The sequence below is a fragment of the Pseudoalteromonas distincta genome, assembly GCF_000814675.1.
Taxonomy (GTDB): domain Bacteria; phylum Pseudomonadota; class Gammaproteobacteria; order Enterobacterales; family Alteromonadaceae; genus Pseudoalteromonas; species Pseudoalteromonas distincta.
Map to the genome: position 1 here is coordinate 161,164 of NZ_JWIG01000030.1, position 18,987 is coordinate 180,150.

At 41.9% G+C, this 18,987-nt stretch carries 10 protein-coding genes and 2 rRNA genes; 8 read left to right on the plus strand and 4 right to left on the minus strand.

All coding sequences use genetic code 11. The features are described 5' to 3' along the window. The first annotated feature begins 23 nt into the window (after nucleotides 1-23). Nucleotides 24-3,110, plus strand: coding sequence for a ligand-binding sensor domain-containing diguanylate cyclase (locus QT16_RS19950; protein ID WP_002961745.1), 3,087 nt, complete (start codon nucleotides 24-26; stop codon nucleotides 3,108-3,110). A 73-nt stretch (nucleotides 3,111-3,183) separates the two neighbouring features. Here QT16_RS19950 and dxs read toward each other — a convergent pair whose 3' ends face one another. From dxs to QT16_RS19965, 3 genes are all read right to left on the minus strand, one after another. Next, entirely contained in the window at nucleotides 3,184-5,046 is a 1,863-nt protein-coding gene (gene dxs, locus QT16_RS19955; RefSeq protein ID WP_039490430.1) for a 1-deoxy-D-xylulose-5-phosphate synthase, read from the minus strand. Between the two features lie 105 nt (nucleotides 5,047-5,151). Next, nucleotides 5,152-6,039 (minus strand): (2E,6E)-farnesyl diphosphate synthase, encoded by an 888-nt coding sequence (ispA, locus tag QT16_RS19960; RefSeq protein WP_039490432.1) that lies wholly within the window; start codon nucleotides 6,037-6,039, stop codon nucleotides 5,152-5,154. A gap of 2 nt (nucleotides 6,040-6,041) precedes the next feature. Further along, nucleotides 6,042-6,284: an exodeoxyribonuclease VII small subunit gene (locus QT16_RS19965; protein ID WP_002961738.1), complete on the minus strand. Its 243-nt coding sequence runs from the start codon at nucleotides 6,282-6,284 to the stop codon at nucleotides 6,042-6,044. 321 nt (nucleotides 6,285-6,605) lie between these two features. Here QT16_RS19965 and pomA point away from each other — a divergent pair, with 321 nt between their 5' ends. The 4 genes from pomA to QT16_RS19985 all read left to right on the plus strand — a co-directional run bounded on the left by pomA (nucleotide 6,606) and on the right by QT16_RS19985 (nucleotide 10,999). Next, a complete protein-coding gene (pomA, locus tag QT16_RS19970) occupies nucleotides 6,606-7,373 on the plus strand; it encodes a flagellar motor protein PomA (RefSeq protein WP_024597197.1) in 768 nt (255 codons plus the stop codon). 2 nt (nucleotides 7,374-7,375) lie between these two features. Beyond that, nucleotides 7,376-8,296 (plus strand): flagellar motor protein MotB, encoded by a 921-nt coding sequence (locus tag QT16_RS19975; RefSeq protein WP_024597196.1) that lies wholly within the window; start codon nucleotides 7,376-7,378, stop codon nucleotides 8,294-8,296. Between the two features lie 204 nt (nucleotides 8,297-8,500). After that, nucleotides 8,501-9,016 (plus strand): hypothetical protein, encoded by a 516-nt coding sequence (locus QT16_RS19980; RefSeq protein ID WP_024603830.1) that lies wholly within the window; start codon nucleotides 8,501-8,503, stop codon nucleotides 9,014-9,016. Nucleotides 9,017-9,058: 42 nt separating this feature from the next. Next, entirely contained in the window at nucleotides 9,059-10,999 is a 1,941-nt protein-coding gene (locus QT16_RS19985) for a DNA topoisomerase III (RefSeq protein ID WP_039490448.1), read from the plus strand. A 67-nt stretch (nucleotides 11,000-11,066) separates the two neighbouring features. On the opposite strand, the gene QT16_RS19990 is transcribed toward QT16_RS19985, so the two are convergent. Next, the gene (locus QT16_RS19990) at nucleotides 11,067-12,377 is read right to left on the minus strand and encodes a M20 metallopeptidase family protein (RefSeq protein ID WP_039490437.1); all 1,311 of its coding nucleotides are present in this window, start codon (nucleotides 12,375-12,377) and stop codon (nucleotides 11,067-11,069) included. Nucleotides 12,378-12,488: 111 nt separating this feature from the next. On the opposite strand from QT16_RS19990, the gene QT16_RS19995 reads away from it, so the two are divergent. The 3 genes from QT16_RS19995 (at nucleotide 12,489) to QT16_RS20005 (ending at nucleotide 18,956) form a co-directional block, all read left to right on the plus strand. Further along, nucleotides 12,489-13,346 carry a tetratricopeptide repeat protein gene (locus QT16_RS19995; protein WP_002961723.1) on the plus strand — a complete coding sequence of 286 codons (858 nt, stop codon included), beginning with the start codon at nucleotides 12,489-12,491 and terminating at the stop codon, nucleotides 13,344-13,346. Nucleotides 13,347-14,231: 885 nt separating this feature from the next. Further along, nucleotides 14,232-15,767: ribosomal RNA gene (locus QT16_RS20000) — 16S ribosomal RNA — on the plus strand. A gap of 299 nt (nucleotides 15,768-16,066) precedes the next feature. Then, nucleotides 16,067-18,956, plus strand: a 23S ribosomal RNA gene (locus QT16_RS20005). Together the 16S and 23S rRNA genes form the textbook arrangement of a ribosomal RNA operon. The last annotated feature ends 31 nt before the right edge of the window (nucleotides 18,957-18,987 follow it).

Consider the following 18,987-nt stretch of genomic DNA (forward strand, 5'->3'; position numbering starts at 1 on the left):
TTGTTTAACTAGGTGGCAGCAATATGATGCGATTTTTACTGGTTTGTGTACTTATGTTGTGCGCGACGCCAAGTTGGGCTTCAATTACTGATTACGTAGTTAAGCAATGGAATATAAAAGATGGCCTACCGTCGCAATCACTTAAAAGTGTTGTGCAAGATCAGCAAGGCTATATGTGGCTTGGTACGCAATTTGGTTTAAGCCGTTTTGATGGTACAACATTTACAAATTACAACACGCAAAATAGTCCATTCTTGCCTAGTAATGGTGTTAATAAGCTTTTAGTCGATTCTAGTGGTTTGTTATGGGTAGGCACTAAAAGTGGCTTGGTAGTTATTAACCCAGCCACATTTGCAGCACAAGAATTTAATATTAAAGGTCCAGTGCGGGATATTCTTGAGGACTCTAAAGGTAGCATATGGATTGCGGCCAACGGCTTATACTATGTAGATAGAGGGCAAGTTGATTTACGCACTGAAGTAAATGGTCCTCTACCTATTGTTAATGCTACTGTGATCACACAAATAGTTGGCTCTGTTAGCCAAATGGCACTCTCTCCTGAAGGCATTTGGCTGGTTAATGATCGTCATTTATTACGCCTTACAAAAAACTCATCAGATTTTTCTAAACTACGTTTAGAGCTTACCGCAAAAATATCTTTACCAGAGCGCTTAGCGCAAACCATAGTGCACGATTTATCATTTTTAAATGGTAATCTGTATATAGCTTCTGAGCTAGGTGCATACTTTTTAGATTTAGATGACGAGCTAAGACCTTTTCCTTTACCTAATGCAAATAACTCAGCCGTTTATAAGTTTATGAGTGATACCGATGGTGGCTTGTGGGTATCGACCTATGGGCGCTTATTATTCAGAGATAAAACCGGTGAGTGGCAATGGGTAGAGCCTAGCCAACTTGATCAAAGTATATGGTTTGCTGATATTTTTAGAGATGATAAAAATAACGTTTGGTTAGCAAGCTTTAGTGAAGGCTTGTGGCTTGCTCATGAAGGACGAGTCGAAAGGCATTCAGCAGTTTCAAACATGACCGAATCTGTTATGGCTATTAGCCAAGCACCCGATGGTAAACTGTGGGTTGCGAATAAAAGCGGCATTGGTTATTTCGATTTAGATAAAAGTTTTATTAATTTAGTCCCAAGTAGTAAATATGGGTACGCGTCAGTACATGATCTACAATTTGATGGTGAGCGATTATATATAGCCACAGGGCGCGGCTTATTTGTTTTTGAAAACAAGACACTTTACACCGTCCCTGGTCGAGCACTTCGCGATAATCCGGTATTTGCAATAAGTCGCTCTAGTAAAGGCGGCTTTTGGATTGGTACCGGACGCGGTTTATATCGATTAAATTATGCTGGTTTAACGCCTTTTGCCTATAACGCTTTTTTAGGTAGTAAGTTTATTACCTACGTATTAGATAAAACAAACTTTGGTGTGATTGGTACTAGTAAGGGCGCATATTACTTTACAGACCGTGGCATTGAAAAAATTGGCGACCAAACAACACTTGAAAGCGCATACGTTACTAGCGTGCTACATATAGATGGCGTGGGTATTTTAATCGGCTCTCTTAACGACGGGCTTTTTTACAGAAGTACGCAAGGGCAATGGCGTCAGCTCGATGCAGCTAATGGTTTACCGTATGGTTCTATATTTAGCCTAGAATATGATGAAAAGTTAAAGCATGTTTGGGTAAGCACCATGAAAGGTGTTTACAGAATGCCTGTAGAGCAATTTAAAACAGAAATAAAAAGCCTAAAAGTTGAAGAAGTAATTTCATCTTTTGACCGTCAACTCGATGGTAAAGCGAATCAATGTTGTAGCGGACTTGGGCATGATGCGGTGGCAGACACCGGAAATTCTATTTGGTACCCAAGCTTACAAGGTGTTGTTGAAATACCTAAAAATGTAGAGCTATTTGGCGTGCTTGCATTAAAGCCAACAATAGAGACAATAACAACGCCACTTCGTCATTTAACTACCGCTGCGCTTGGTAAAAAACCATCATTAGAAACAGACGAGCGTGATATAACGCTAACTTACACAGCTATTGATTACTATGCACCAAACAGCATTGAATTTAGATATAAACTAAGTGGCTTAGATAGTGACTGGCGCTATGCAAATACGCGACGTGAAGCTATTTATACTAACTTGCCTCCTGGCTCGTTTTTGTTTCAATTAGAAGCTAAGCGCCAAGGTGAAGACTGGGCTAAAGCGCAAGATGTAGAATACGGTTTTGTAGTGCCTGAGCGCTTTGACGAAACAATTTACTTTAGGCTTTTAATTACCAGTGGTTTTATTTTGCTTTTTTATCTCATTTTTTGGGTGTTTAGAGCACAAGAGCGCAGAAAACAAGAAGCATTAGAGGGCTTAATCACTGAGCGTACCTTAGAGCTTCGCCAAGCTAATGATAAATTAGGCCAAGTGAATTCACAGCTTAAATTAGTGAGTCACTCAGATGAGCTAACAGGGCTACGTAGCCGCCGCTTTTTGTTTGATCAACTCCCTAAAGATATTGAGCACTTTCAACGTAATTCACAGTCGCTGCAGGCACAAGGTAAGTCACTGGTGCTGGTAATTATTAACTTTGATAACTTCAGCCGTATTAACGATGCGTATGGCCCAATTGCAGGTGATAGCTGCTTACAGCAAATGGCTGCATTGTTAAATTCGCGTACGCAGGGCTCTGACTATGTGGCACGTTGGAGTGGAGATGAGTTTTTATTATTATTACGCGATTTTAAATGCAATAAAATAGACAGCTATGCTTCAGAACTTTGTAAAGTAATAGCGGCTAATTCGTTCCAATTACCAAATGGAAAAACAACTAATATCACGGCATCAATTGGTTGGTCATTTTATCCATTACCTTTATTAGGCGGACAGGTAATTAGCTGGGAAACCTCTATTAACTTGGCCGATATAGCACTGCATCAAGTTAAAAAGCGCGGTGGTGATGGTGTGGCTAATATTACGTTTGATGATCAGCTCGATGCATTCGAGTTTGAACAAAACTCTAATGTTGATCAACAGTTAGGTATTTTGCAAAGTAATGGCCTAGCTGATATTAAAGTGTGGATGCGCTAATGAGCAATATTTGACATTAAAAAAGGAGCCTAGGCTCCTTTTTTAATGTGCTCTACATTTAAATGTATAGAAGTTAATTAATAAACGCCTTAATAGCGTTTAAAATTCCTTGCTCGCCTAATCCCATTTCATCGTGCATTTCATCTTGCGTGCCGTGTTTAATAAACTCATCAGGAATACCTAAGTTAAGGATATTAATATCAGCTTTTTGCGTTGCCAAGTATTCATTAACTGCAGAGCCGGCACCGCCAGCAATCGCGTTATCTTCAAGCGTAACAAAGGTATCGTGGCTAGTAGCAAGCTCATTTAAAAGTGCAGTATCAAGTGGTTTAATAAAACGCATATTAACAAGCGTTGCATCTAATTCGTTAGCTGCAAGCTGGGCGTTTTCAAGTAATGTACCGAACGATAAAATGGCAATTTTACTGCCTTTCTTAATTGTATCTGCCTTACCTATTTCAAGCAGTTGCATAGTGCTTTCAATGTCTGCAGTACCTGCGCTACCTCGAGGGTAACGAACTGCAACAGGGCAGTTTTCTTTATAACCGGTGTATAGCATTTGGCGGCATTCGTTGGTGTCGCTTGGTGCCATAATTACCATATTTGGAATACAGCGCATAAAGCTTAAATCGTACGCTCCTTGGTGAGTTTCACCATCGGCTCCAACAATACCAGCGCGGTCAATGGCAAATAATACAGGTAAGTTTTGCAGTGCAACATCATGTATTAATTGGTCATACGCACGTTGTAAAAAGCTCGAGTAAATAGCAACAACAGGTTTTAAACCTTCACAAGCAAAACCAGCCGCTAAAGTAACAGCATGCTGCTCTGCAATGGCCACATCAAAGTATTGATCTGGAAACTCTTTAGAAAAACGTACCATGCCAGAGCCTTCGCGCATTGCTGGCGTAATAGCCATTAACTTGCTGTCTTGCTTTGCCATGTCGCATAACCAATCGCCAAAAACTTTTGAAAAAGTAGCAGCGCTAGGTTTAGATTTAGGCAGGCTAGTTGTGCTCGGATCGAATTTTGGTACACCATGGTAGCCAATAGGATCGGCTTCAGCCGGTTTGTAGCCCTTACCTTTTTGCGTTTTTATATGTAAAAGCTGTGGGCCTTTTAAATTACGCATATTACGTAATGTATCTACAAGCATGTTTACATCGTGACCATCAATTGGGCCTATGTAATTTAGGCCTAATTCTTCAAAGAAGGTTCCCGGGATCATCATCCCCTTAATGTGCTCTTCCATTTTACTGGCAAGTTGTTTTACCGGAGGCACACCTGAGAGTAACTTTTTACTACCTTCACGAATGTTAGTATAAAAGCTACCTGATAGAATTCGGGCAAAGTGATTTGTTAATGCGCCAACATTTTCAGAAATCGACATTTCGTTATCATTTAAAATAATAAGCATGTCTGATTTTACATCACCTAAATGATTCATCGCTTCAAATGCCATGCCTGCGGTGATAGCTCCGTCACCAATAATGGCTACAGATTTTCGACCTTTGCCTTCTTTTTGGGCGGCAATAGACATACCTAAGGCAGCTGAAATAGAGGTGCTTGAATGGCCTACGCTAAACGTATCGTATTGGCTTTCATCGCGAAAAGGAAAAGGGTGCAAACCGTCTTTTTGGCGAATAGTGTGCATTTGGTCGCGACGACCTGTAAGGATTTTATGTGGATAAGCTTGGTGACCCACATCCCAAACTAGGCGATCGTCTGGAGTGTTATAAACATAATGTAGCGCAACGGTTAGTTCAACCGTCCCTAAACCAGACGCTAGATGACCGCTACTTTGCGACACTGAGTTGAGTAAATAATCGCGCAGCTCATTGCTAAATGCAGGGAGTTTGTCTTGCGCTAAGTCACGCAATTGGGCTGGCTCGTCAACCAAATTAAGTAATGGATACTTGCTACTATCAAGTGTCATGGTTTTATATATATCCTTCGCTAACATTAATTTATTCAAAGCTTTTACGAATAATTAATGTTGAGTAATAATGTCAGTGCTAATTGCAATACGTATGAGCAAAAATTAGTGGTCACGCTCAATTAGGTAATTTGCTAGCGACGCAAGAAGTGTTGTGTCAGCATCTATATTTGCCAACGCTTCATGGGCTTGTTGTATTAAATTTTGCGCCTTTTCTTTAGCGCCTAGCATACCTAATAACGCCGGATATGTCGCTTTATTCGCGGCAATATCGGAGCCTTGTGGTTTACCTAAAGTAACCGTATCGCCTTCAACATCTAAAATGTCGTCGTGTACTTGAAACGCCAGCCCTATAGCATACCCAAAAATGCTTAAATTTTCTAAGGTTTGTTGATCTGCCTTTTCACTGCACAGTGCACCAAGTGTAATTGCACAATTAATTAAAGCTCCTGTTTTTAGCTTATGTATTCGCTCAAGCTCTTGTACGGTAATTACTTTATCTGTTGCTGCTATGTCAAGACCTTGTCCGCCTACCATGCCCTCAAGGCCTGATGCGTGGGCAAGCGTAGCAATCATTTTTACTTGTGTTTGCGACGAGCATGTAAATTTGTGATTCGCAATAAGCTCAAAGGCGAGTGTTTGTAGGGCATCACCGGCTAAAATTGCATTTGCCTCGCCAAATTCTATATGGCAAGTAGGGCGGCCACGGCGTAAGTCGTCATCGTCCATAGCAGGCAAATCATCATGAACTAGCGAATAGCTATGGATACACTCAATTGCAGCAGCAAGTACATGTAAGTCTTGCTGGTTTGCACCGAGCATTTTACCTGTGGCATAAACTAAAAATGGACGTAATCTTTTACCGCCATTAAATAATCCATACTGGGTGGCGTTCTTTACCGTTTCTTCAGTATCGAGAGGCTGTTTAAAATGCTGCTGTAAGGTCGCTACTACATCTTTTTGAGCACGTTCGATATAATTATTTATGCTCACAGCTATTCCATATCATTATCAAAATTCGTAAGAACTGACTTTTCGCCATTCCCCATCAAAATTGATACTTTTTGTTCTGCTTGCTGTAATTTACCTGATGAAGCACTTGCTAATGCAATTCCGCGCTCAAATTGCTTTAACGATTGCTCAAGCGATAAGTCACCTTGTTCCATGTCACTAACGATTGTAGATAATTCTTCTAGTGCTTGTTCGAAACTTAAGTTTTCAGGTTTTTTAGTCGCCATCTTTATTTCAGCTTACATAATAAATTTAGGGGTCAATTTTAGGGGGAATGCTAAACTAGGTCAAAGGATGATATTGGTTTTTTACCTTTATAACGTTAAATTATATTTCAAGTGTATTAATAAAGCCTTAATAGCGGTCTGTTAGTTTAATAAATCAATTGATAATTAGGTAGCCCTTATAACTTGATCTAAAATAGTGCTAAAGGCTGCTTTTTATGTTTATTTATAAAAATGGCTTAAGCAATTCAATATGTTGCCGATAAGCAGTTAATAATAAAAGTTTATGATAAGGCCATTAAGCATGAAACTTCTGGAGGAAATGTGGATTTAGCAACCATAATCGGGATCCTAGGCGCAATTGGCTTAATTGTCATGTCTATGTTTATGAGTAGTAGCGGTGAAATGGCTATGTTTGCCGATGCTCCTTCTAGTGTAATTGTATTTGGTGGTTCACTTTTCATTGTTTTATCAAATTTCACCATGTCGCAGTTTTTGGGTATAGGTAAAGTTGTTGCTAAAGCGTTTATGTTTAAAATAGAAACGCCAGAAGAACTTATTGAAAAAGCAGTAGAACTTGCTGATTCAGCTCGTAAAGGGGGGTTTTTAGCACTCGAAGAAGCTGAAATCCCAAATCCATTTATGCGCAAAGGCGTCGACATGCTTGTTGATGGCCATGACGCAGATGTTGTTCGCGCCACACTTCAAAAAGATATCTCTTTAACCACTACTCGACATGAAATGGGCGCAGGCTTATTTAAGTCATTAGCCGATATTGCACCAGCAATGGGAATGATTGGTACTCTAATTGGCTTAGTTGCAATGTTATCTAACATGGATGACCCAAAAGCAATTGGCCCGGCAATGGCGGTAGCGCTTTTAACAACTTTATATGGTGCGTTTTTAGCCAATGTTGTGGCAATTCCTATTCAGGTAAAACTTGAACTGCGTAAAGACGAAGAGGCTATGAATCAGCGTTTAATTTTAGATGCTATTTTAGGTATACAAGATGGCCAAAATCCAAAAGTAATCGAAGGTATTTTGAAAAATTACTTAGCTGAATCTAAACGCAAAGTAGATACCGAGGAGTAATTATGTCTGATCAAGAGTGCAAATGTCCACCACCAGGCCTACCAGCATGGATGGGAACATTTGCCGATTTAATGTCACTGTTAATGTGCTTTTTTGTACTCTTGCTTGCGTTTTCAGAAATGGATGTACTTAAGTTTAAACAAATTGCGGGCTCTATGAAGTTTGCTTTTGGTGTGCAGAATAAAATTGAAGTAAAAGATATCCCTAAAGGTACCTCTGTTATTGCTATGGAGTTTACCCCAGGCAAACCAGAACCCACTCCAATAGAAACTATTCAACAACAAACAGTAGAAATGACTCAACAAATGTTAGAGTTTCAGGCTGGAGATGAAAGCTCAGCTGGCGGCAGACAAGAACAACGCGGGGACAAACGTGGTGGCGAATCTCGTAGTACTTCTCAAGAGCAATCGTCAGAGCAAGCAACTTCAGCGGCCGATCAGGAACAAACTAACGAGCTCGTTAAAAAAATCGCGCAGCAGCTTGAAAAGCAAATAATAGATGGTGCAATTGAGCTTGAATCTTTAGGGCAGCAAATAATTATTCGTATTAGAGAGAATGGTTCATTTCCTTCGGGTAGTGCATTTTTACAACCTAAGTTTAAACCCATAATTCAAGATATTGGTGTACTGTTAAAAGATGTACCTGGCGAAATAACTGTATCTGGCCATACAGATGATTTTCAGGTATCGAATGAGTTATATATTAACAACTGGGACTTATCATCAAAGCGTGCCGTAGCAGTCGCAAGCGAGCTGCAAACGGTGCAAGGGTTTGATAAAAACCGCATGATGGTAGTGGGGCGGGCTGATACCCGTCCACTTGTTCCAAACGATTCAAATGAAGATCGCCGCAGGAATCGCCGAGTAGAAATATCTATATTACAAGGTAAAGCAAAAGAGTCAGCGCCTATTGATGTACGTTAAGCTATTGCTTGGTATTATATCTCACTACTTTTTGTTTTAATTTAGGGTACTTAATTGCCTAAGCATCTTGGCAATTTCATCATTTTAGCTTACAGTACATTTCCTTAACATATGTAATGGAATGCCCGTGAATAAAAAATATAAGTATAGCGATATGCCTGGAAATGGTACTGGCGGAGATGACGATAAGACGAAAGAATAACAATGCCTTTATGGGTTGATAAGGTAATTACATTTCTTGAACTTAGCTGGGTTTTATTTTTAATCCCAGCTATTGTTGTTTTCTATTTGCGTAAAGATTTTTTAGCATTACGATTTGTATGTGTCACAGGTGTATTTTTCTTATTTGGTGCACTTATATACGATTCTTTAAAAGAGTTTGATAAAGATATTTATATATATAGATATCTTGTCTGGGCGTTTAATGACATAGCTTGGATGGCTTTAATTGCCTATCTTGGGATAAAAGATAAAGTTTATTTATGGCAATGTGTGTTAGGTCAGTTGGTTGTTATAATGGCACCAATTTTACAACTTTTTCGCGTTGTTGATCGCCACCTTTGGGATTTATCTTATAGCACGTTAATGTATAAAACGCTTTTACCTTTAATTAATACGCTCACCGTAGTGGTGTGTTATCTTCCGCTAATTTATATTGTAATTAAAAATAATAAGACAGTAACTGGTAATAATCATAAAAAAGCCCCTCCTTTAAAATAGCTGTGCTAAACTACTGTTTATATGAACAGTGGTGAGCAAGCTATGAAACTCTACATTGCAGAAAAACCTTCACTAGGACGCGCTATTGCTGATGCGTTACCAAAACCACATAAAAAACACGATGGCTATATAGAAGTCGCTAACGGAGATTGTGTCTCGTGGTGTATAGGGCATTTACTAGAACAAGCAGAGCCCGATGATTACGATGAGCGCTTTAAAAAGTGGCAGTTTGATCACTTGCCTATAATACCTGAGCAGTGGAAATTAAAAGCCAAAACCAAAACTCGCAAACAGCTCACTGTTTTAAAAAAATTAATTAAACAAGCCTCGCAACTTATTCACGCTGGCGATCCAGACCGTGAAGGCCAGCTTCTGGTCGACCAAGTAATAGAAGAAGCTAAAATAAGTCAGGCTAAAAAGCAAAGTACGCAACGTTTACTCATTAGTGATTTAAACTTATCGGCGGTAAAGAAATCATTGGGCGCAATGCGTTCTAATCGAGATTTTATTCCGTTAAGTGTATCTGCTTTAGCGCGCTCTCGTGCTGATTGGCTATTTGGTATGAATTTAACACGTGCATACACACTAGCTGGGCAAAAAGCAGGGTTTGGTAATGTGCTTTCGGTAGGGCGAGTACAAACCCCTATTTTAGGTCTTGTTGTTAATAGAGATAACGAAATAGCGAATTTTGTATCTAAGCCTTTTTACGATGTATTGGCGCATTTGCTTACTCCAGATAATCAACCATTCATAGCTAAGTGGGTTCCAAGCAAAGCATGTGAGCCACATCAAGATGAAGAAGGTCGAATACTTAACAAAGCTCTTGCAGAAAATGTTGCTTCACGTATTACAAAGCAAAGTGCTGAGCTTACTTCACTCGACCAAAAACAAAAAAAGCAAAGTGCTCCATTACCTTATAATTTATCTGCTCTGCAAATAGATGCTGCTAAAGCATTTGGTATGCCAGCTCAAAAAGTATTGGATATTTGCCAAATACTTTACGAACGTCATAAACTAATTACTTACCCACGCTCAGATAATCGTTATTTACCTAAAGATCACCATCAAGATGCATCTGCTATTTTTAAAGCTATAAGTGAGAATGGTGGGCAAAGCAGTGAATTAGTAAACGGGGCTGATGTAAAAAAGCGTAGTAAATGTTTTAACGATTCAAAAGTAGCAGCCCATCATGCCATTGTGCCTACGGCTAAGCAGTTAAAGTCAGCGAGTTTGAGCGGTGACGAAGCAAAGGTATATCAATTAATAAGCCGTCATTACTTAATTCAGTTTTATCCCGACTATATATATAACGAAACTAAAGCTGAGGTAATTATTGCTGGTGGGCTTTTTAAGGCAAATGCAAAGCAAGATGTAAGCTTGGGTTTTAAGGTGTTAATGGGTAAATCTGAATTAAAAGATGAAACCTCGCTACCTCCTTTAACAAAAGGTATGCCTCTTTTTTGCGATAAAGGGGAAGTAGTCGAAAAGCATACATCACCCCCAGCTTATTTTACCGATGCCACATTATTGGCTGCGATGACGGGCATTAGCCGTTATGTTAAAGATCCACAAATTAAAAAAGTATTAAAAGACACTGATGGTTTAGGTACGGAGGCAACACGTGCGGGAATAATCGAGTTGCTATTTAAGCGGCGTTTTTTAAAACGTGAAGGTAAGTCAATTAGAGCGACCGAAACGGGACTTGCTCTTATTAGCGTATTACCACAAGGTTTAGCGAGTCCTGATTTAACCGCAAAGTGGGAGTCGAGCTTAGGTGATATTGCACAGCAGGCAATGAGTTATCAGCAATTTTTACAGCCTTTACTTGCTGACCTAAATGGGTTTGTTCAATTAGCAGCAAACTGCGATAGCAATGCATTTGCGAAGTTACCAAAAACCTCACCTAAAAAACGTTTTGCTAAACGAGGTGGAAAAGCGGCCTTTAAAAAGTCGAGTTATAAAAAAAGCTCTGTTGCTAGTTAGCAACAGAGCCATTTTATTAAACCATATTGCTTAATGTTGAATTGGTATTACTTAACCTAAACTCAGATTACTTATTAAATAAGGCAACAGCAGCGTTACTCATTGCTTTTATTCCAGTAGGGATAGCAACTTTATAATCAGGTGCAAATTTACTAGAGTGTAGAGAAGGGAGTACCTCACCTGTTTTTATTGAATCTGCATATTGTGCTTGGTTTACGCCTCCTAGCCAAAAGAGGGTAATAGGGATATTTTCATCGGTGCGTCCGTATAGGCCAAAATCTTCACCCGCCATTACAGCTTGTGTTTCAAGTACATTAGTATCGCCAATTGCGCTGGCAATAGAGTTTCTAACAATGTCTGTTTGTGCAGGGTTATTATAAGTAGATGGAATAGATTCATCTTCATGTACATATATTACAGGGTAGTTAGATTCATTTAAGCCAGCACTTTGTGCAATACCTGCGGTGATTCGTTTTATTGCTGCTATTTGAGCGCTTCTTACATCGGGGTTATAGCTTCTAAGAGTAAGTTGTAGTTTTACTTCATCCGAAATCACATTATGTTTTGAACCACCATGAATAGACCCCACTGTAATAACAGAAGGCTCAAGCGGTGAAAGCTCTCGGCTTGTGATTGTTTGCAAAGCAAGTACAGTGCGTGCAGCTATAACCACTGGGTCTATAGTTGTATGCGGATAAGCACCATGACCACCTTTACCTTTAATTGTAATATCGACAGAATCTACACTTGCCATCGTGTATTCATTTTTCATTGATACCTTACCAGCGGGGACGCTAGCGCTTACATGTAAAGCAATTATATGATCAGGTTTTGCATATTTACTAAATAGTCCTTCGCTTAACATCGCTTTAGCACCCCCACCTACTTCTTCTGCAGGCTGTGCAACCATCATTAATGTACCTTGCCACTGTTTTTTATGAGCAATTAACTGCTCTGCAGTTCCAATAAAAGAGCTCATGTGGATATCGTGGCCACAGCCGTGCATTACACCTACTTTTGCACCGTGCTCATCTATTACTTTGACTTTTGAGGCATAGGATTTTCCTGTTTGCTCAATAATAGGTAAGCCATCAGTATCAGTGCGGATCATTATTGTCGGCCCCTCACCATTTTTATAAATACCAACTACACCAAAGCCACCTACATTACTTGTTACTTTAAAACCCAGCTGAGTTAATCTATCTGCTATCTTTTTACCTGTTTTTTGTTCGTGATAAGAGAGCTCTGGGGATTGGTGTAAGTCGAGGTAAAACTTTTCAATAGCTGGCATGGCTTTGCTTAAATTCAAATCGAGTCCATTTGCTTGTACTAATGGGCTTGCTAATAAAAGTATTGCACTTAGGTAAGTTAATTTCATATTTTCCCTTATTGTTGAATATGTATACCGAGTGATTTAGGTATATGACTTGTAATTATTATGTTCACCACCATATAAAAACCTAAATAGACGAATATGGCAATCAATTCAATGAGCAACATAGTTAGTATTAATGCGCAAAACCTTCAACAAGTACTCGGTGAAACATCACAACAAAAATTGGTGTTGCTTAACTTTTTCTCTCCTCAAAGTCCTGACTGCATCGGACAGGCTGCAATTTTAGATAAAGTAGCAGCAGAATATGCAAGCTATATAGTAGTAGCAAACCTAGATTGCGATACAGAACAAGCACTCGCTTCTCAACTTGCGCAACAAGTTGGTCTGCAAACACTGCCTACGCTTGTATTATTAAAAGACTCCGCACCAGTAGATTTACTTGCAGGTGTTCAAAGCGAAGCGCAAATACGCGAAGCCCTAGCAAAGCATTTACCTGCGCAACAAGACTTACTGTTAGAACAAGCAAAGCAAGCGTTATTAAAGTCAGATTTAAATGCTGCATTTAATTATGCAAAGCAAGCTTATGAAATAGACAGCGGTAATGCACGTATCAAGTTAGTGCTAGCAGACATATGTATTCAAATTCACAAGGTAGATGAAGCGCAAGCGCTTATAAATACAATAGATGCACAAGAGCAAGATGCTTACTTTAATAATATAAAAGCAAAATGCGAAGCCGCGCTTGAAGCAAAAGATTCACCAGAGATTAAAGAAAAGCAACAACAAGTAGAAAAGTATCCAAATGACTTAGAATTAAAAGAAGAGCTCAGTATTTTACTTAATGAAGCAGGCAGAAAAGAAGAAGCATTGGATGTACTGTTTACAGTTCTACAAAAAGATCTGAACTTCAACGAAGCAAAACCAAGCTTTTTAGCCATTATTGCCTCTTTACCTGATGGCGACGCACTTGCAGCTAAGTATCGTCGCAAGTTATATAGTATTTTATACTAGGGTCTGTTGCTCTTTACGGATTAAAATTTGTTCAAACTAGGGGGGGGTTAATCGCGGCGCGAGATTTGTAACCTAGTGGGCTAAGTAAAAACCGAGTAACAAAGAGTAAATAGCCCCTAGGAAGAACCCTTTGGGCAGCGCCTGTTTGGCATTAATGCTACGTTATCGCCTATTTATGGGGAGTAACCACACTACATAGGCTCTGCCTTGCCTGAATACCAAACAGGCTGCTGCAAATTTAACCTTGAAAGATAAACAGACCCTAGATTCTAATAACTATTACTTTTGAGAAGCACCTACATAAGGTGCTTTTTGCATTTTTAAGGTTTTAATTAATAGCTTTAGTATGGTTTAGCTATGTAAACCAAGAGTTATCAACAGGGTTTTGTGAGTAACTTGTGCTTATCGTGTGTGCTTGCTTGGGGCTTAATTTTAATTACTATTTTATGCAAATAACGCTTGCGTAAAATCCGCCGCTCCCTATAATGCGACCCCACTGAGACGGGAAACGCCGAAGCATAGCGAGGCACGAACTACTCAGAGAGTTAAATAAAACTTCGGTTTTAAATCTTATAAAAAGAAAGTTTAAAACAAAGTGTTGACTCGAAAAATAAAGGGTGTATTATTCGCATCCCTTGAGACGCTAAAGCGACTCAAAACGTTCTTTAACAATATAAAGCAATCATCTGTGTGGGCACTCGTACAGATTGAGTTCTAACAGCCAAGCTACTTAGGTAGCGAGGCAAACAAATTAGAGTCTCAATTGAAAACTGAGTGACCAACAGAAGTAACTTATTTATAAGTTGCTTCGGCACAGTCAATTCAATATCGAAAGATATTAAAAAATTCAGAATTCATTGAGCTGTCGAAAGACATAAAACTTTTTAATTGAAGAGTTTGATCATGGCTCAGATTGAACGCTGGCGGCAGGCCTAACACATGCAAGTCGAGCGGTAACAGAGAGTAGCTTGCTACTTTGCTGACGAGCGGCGGACGGGTGAGTAATGCTTGGGAACATGCCTTGAGGTGGGGGACAACAGTTGGAAACGACTGCTAATACCGCATAATGTCTACGGACCAAAGGGGGCTTCGGCTCTCGCCTTTAGATTGGCCCAAGTGGGATTAGCTAGTTGGTGAGGTAATGGCTCACCAAGGCGACGATCCCTAGCTGGTTTGAGAGGATGATCAGCCACACTGGGACTGAGACACGGCCCAGACTCCTACGGGAGGCAGCAGTGGGGAATATTGCACAATGGGCGCAAGCCTGATGCAGCCATGCCGCGTGTGTGAAGAAGGCCTTCGGGTTGTAAAGCACTTTCAGTCAGGAGGAAAGGTTAGTAGTTAATACCTGCTAGCTGTGACGTTACTGACAGAAGAAGCACCGGCTAACTCCGTGCCAGCAGCCGCGGTAATACGGAGGGTGCGAGCGTTAATCGGAATTACTGGGCGTAAAGCGTACGCAGGCGGTTTGTTAAGCGAGATGTGAAAGCCCCGGGCTCAACCTGGGAACTGCATTTCGAACTGGCAAACTAGAGTGTGATAGAGGGTGGTAGAATTTCAGGTGTAGCGGTGAAATGCGTAGAGATCTGAAGGAATACCGATGGCGAAGGCAGCCACCTGGGTCAACACTGACGCTCATGTACGAAAGCGTGGGGAGCAAACGGGATTAGATACCCCGGTAGTCCACGCCGTAAACGATGTCTACTAGAAGCTCGGAGCCTCGGTTCTGTTTTTCAAAGCTAACGCATTAAGTAGACCGCCTGGGGAGTACGGCCGCAAGGTTAAAACTCAAATGAATTGACGGGGGCCCGCACAAGCGGTGGAGCATGTGGTTTAATTCGATGCAACGCGAAGAACCTTACCTACACTTGACATACAGAGAACTTACCAGAGATGGTTTGGTGCCTTCGGGAACTCTGATACAGGTGCTGCATGGCTGTCGTCAGCTCGTGTTGTGAGATGTTGGGTTAAGTCCCGCAACGAGCGCAACCCCTATCCTTAGTTGCTAGCAGGTAATGCTGAGAACTCTAAGGAGACTGCCGGTGATAAACCGGAGGAAGGTGGGGACGACGTCAAGTCATCATGGCCCTTACGTGTAGGGCTACACACGTGCTACAATGGCGCATACAGAGTGCTGCGAACTCGCGAGAGTAAGCGAATCACTTAAAGTGCGTCGTAGTCCGGATTGGAGTCTGCAACTCGACTCCATGAAGTCGGAATCGCTAGTAATCGCGTATCAGAATGACGCGGTGAATACGTTCCCGGGCCTTGTACACACCGCCCGTCACACCATGGGAGTGGGTTGCTCCAGAAGTAGATAGTCTAACCCTCGGGAGGACGTTTACCACGGAGTGATTCATGACTGGGGTGAAGTCGTAACAAGGTAGCCCTAGGGGAACCTGGGGCTGGATCACCTCCTTATACGATTTAGAACTTATTTGTTCGTAGTGTCCACACAGATGATTGTTAATTAGTGCTTGTCCCTTTGGGATAACTAATTAATATGCTCTTTAAAAATTTGGAAAAGCTGATAATAAAATTCTGATAGATACATTGTATTTATCAAGAGTTTTCAAAAGTAAAAAAAGAATGGTAGCAGTACCATTCAGTGCCATTTAGTTAACTCTTATGAGTTGATTGATTGGTATCTACTTTAGTATTCAATATTAACTTCTGGCGAAGTTAAACTGTCACAAAACAAAGACCCGTTTGGGTTGTATGGTTAAGTGACTAAGCGTACACGGTGGATGCCTTGGCAGTTGGAGGCGATGAAGGACGTATTAACTTGCGATAAGCCTAGTCAAGCTAGTAAAAAGCGCTTGAGACTAGGATTTCCGAATGGGGAAACCCACCTGCTTGCAGGTATCGTTAACTGAATACATAGGTTAACGAGGCGAACGCGGAGAACTGAAACATCTAAGTACCCGTAGGAAAAGAAATCAACCGAGATTCCGAAAGTAGCGGCGAGCGAAATCGGAACAGCCCTTAAGCTTATTATGTGTTAATGGAAGGCTCTGGAAAGTGCCACGATACAGGGTGATAGTCCCGTACATGAAAAGACATTTTAAGTGAAATCGAGTAGGTCGGAGCACGTGAAACTTTGACTGAATATAGGTGGACCATCATCTAAGGCTAAATACTCCCAACTGACCGATAGTGAACCAGTACCGTGAGGGAAAGGCGAAAAGAACCCCTGTGAGGGGAGTGAAATAGAACCTGAAACCGTGTACGTACAAGCAGTAGGAGCCCACTTGTTGGGTGACTGCGTACCTTTTGTATAATGGGTCAGCGACTTATATTTTGTAGCGAGGTTAACCGAATAGGGTAGCCGTAGGGAAACCGAGTCTTAACTGGGCGACTAGTTGCAAGGTATAGACCCGAAACCCGGTGATCTAGCCATGGGCAGGTTGAAGGTTGAGTAACATCAACTGGAGGACCGAACCCACTAACGTTGAAAAGTTAGGGGATGACCTGTGGCTAGGAGTGAAAGGCTAATCAAACCGGGAGATAGCTGGTTCTCCCCGAAATCTATTTAGGTAGAGCCTCGGACGAATACTTACGGGGGTAGAGCACTGTTAAGGCTAGGGGGTCATCCCGACTTACCAACCCTTTGCAAACTCCGAATACCGTAAAGTAATATCCGGGAGACACACGGCGGGTGCTAACGTCCGTCGTGAAGAGGGAAACAACCCAGACCGCCAGCTAAGGTCCCAAAGTCATAGTTAAGTGGGAAACGATGTGGAAAGGCCCAGACAGCCAGGAGGTTGGCTTAGAAGCAGCCATCCTTTAAAGAAAGCGTAATAGCTCACTGGTCGAGTCGGTCTGCGCGGAAGATGTAACGGGGCTAAACTATGCACCGAAGCTGCGGATTCAGAATTTATTCTGAGTGGTAGGGGAGCGTTCTGTAAGCGGTTGAAGGTGTACCGGGAGGTATGCTGGACGTATCAGAAGTGCGAATGCTGACATGAGTAACGATAATGGGAGTGAAAAACTCCCACGCCGGAAGACCAAGGGTTCCTATCCCATGTTAATCAGGGTAGGGTAAGTCGACCCCTAAGGCGAGGCCGAAAGGCGTAGTCGATGGGAAACAGATTAATATTTCTGTACTCGATATAATTGCGATGGGGGGACGGAGCAGGCTAAACAAGCATGGCGTTGGTAGTCCATGTGAAAGTGAGTAGGTTGGCGACTTAGGTAAATCCGGGTTGCTATTAAGACTGAGACACGAGACGAGTCACTACGGTGATGAAGTTGTTGATGCCATACTTCCAGGAAAAGCCTCTAAGCTTCAGATTATATGGAATCGTACCCCAAACCGACACAGGTGGTCAGGTAGAGAATACTAAGGCGCTTGAGAGAACTCGGGTGAAGGAACTAGGCAAAATCGTACCGTAACTTCGGGAGAAGGTACGCTCCTATCTGTGATGAGACTTGCTCTCTAAGCGGACGGGAGCCGCAGTGACCAGGTGGCTGGGACTGTTTATTAAAAACACAGCACTGTGCAAAATCGCAAGATGACGTATACGGTGTGACACCTGCCCGGTGCCGGAAGGTTAATTGATGGGGTTATCCTTAGGGAGAAGCTCTTGATCGAAGCCCCGGTAAACGGCGGCCGTAACTATAACGGTCCTAAGGTAGCGAAATTCCTTGTCGGGTAAGTTCCGACCTGCACGAATGGTGTAACCATGGCCACGCTGTCTCCACCCGAGACTCAGTGAAATTGAAATCGCAGTGAAGATGCTGTGTACCCGCGGCTAGACGGAAAGACCCCGTGAACCTTTACTACAGCTTGGCACTGAACATTGAACCTACATGTGTAGGATAGGTGGGAGACTTTGAAGCAGCGACGCTAGTTGTTGTGGAGTCAACCTTGAAATACCACCCTTGTAGTTTTGATGTTCTAACGTTGGCCCCTGAATCGGGGTTACGGACAGTGCCTGGTGGGTAGTTTGACTGGGGCGGTCTCCTCCTAAAGAGTAACGGAGGAGCACGAAGGTTGGCTAAGTACGGTCGGACATCGTACGGTTAGTGTAATGGTAGAAGCCAGCTTAACTGCGAGACAGACACGTCGAGCAGGTACGAAAGTAGGTCATAGTGATCCGGTGGTTCTGAATGGAAGGGCCATCGCTCAACGGATAAAAGGTACTCCGGGGATAACAGGCTGATACCGCCCAAGAGTTCATATCGACGGCGGTGTTTGGCACCTCGATGTCGGCTCATCACATCCTGGGGCTGAAGTCGGTCCCAAGGGTATGGCTGTTCGCCATTTAAAGTGGTACGCGAGCTGGGTTTAGAACGTCGTGAGACAGTTCGGTCCCTATCTGCCGTGGGCGTTTGAGAATTGAGAGGGGTTGCTCCTAGTACGAGAGGACCGGAGTGAACGAACCGCTGGTGTTCGGGTTGTCATGCCAATGGCATTGCCCGGTAGCTACGTTCGGAACTGATAAGCGCTGAAAGCATCTAAGCGCGAAGCAGGCCTCGAGATGAGTTCTCACTAGACTTTTAAAGTCTCTGAAGGGCCGTTGAAGACTACAACGTTGATAGGCAAGATGTGGAAGTGGTGTGAGCCATTAAGCTAACTTGTACTAATTACCCGTGAGGCTTAACCATACAACGCCAAACGCGTTTTATGCGACAGTTT

Bases quoted from the DNA above. Each gene is read 5' to 3' on its own strand.
- QT16_RS19990 (WP_039490437.1), bottom strand. From the start codon at position 12,377: ATGAAATTAACTTACCTAAGTGCAATACTTTTATTAGCAAGCCCATTA.
- QT16_RS19995 (WP_002961723.1), top strand. From the start codon at position 12,489: ATGAGCAACATAGTTAGTATTAATGCGCAAAACCTTCAACAAGTACTC.
- QT16_RS19975 (WP_024597196.1), top strand. From the start codon at position 7,376: ATGTCTGATCAAGAGTGCAAATGTCCACCACCAGGCCTACCAGCATGG.
- QT16_RS19965 (WP_002961738.1), bottom strand. From the start codon at position 6,284: ATGGCGACTAAAAAACCTGAAAACTTAAGTTTCGAACAAGCACTAGAA.
- QT16_RS19985 (WP_039490448.1), top strand. From the start codon at position 9,059: ATGAAACTCTACATTGCAGAAAAACCTTCACTAGGACGCGCTATTGCT.
- QT16_RS19950 (WP_002961745.1), top strand. From the start codon at position 24: ATGATGCGATTTTTACTGGTTTGTGTACTTATGTTGTGCGCGACGCCA.
- QT16_RS19980 (WP_024603830.1), top strand. From the start codon at position 8,501: ATGCCTTTATGGGTTGATAAGGTAATTACATTTCTTGAACTTAGCTGG.
- dxs (WP_039490430.1), bottom strand. From the start codon at position 5,046: ATGACACTTGATAGTAGCAAGTATCCATTACTTAATTTGGTTGACGAG.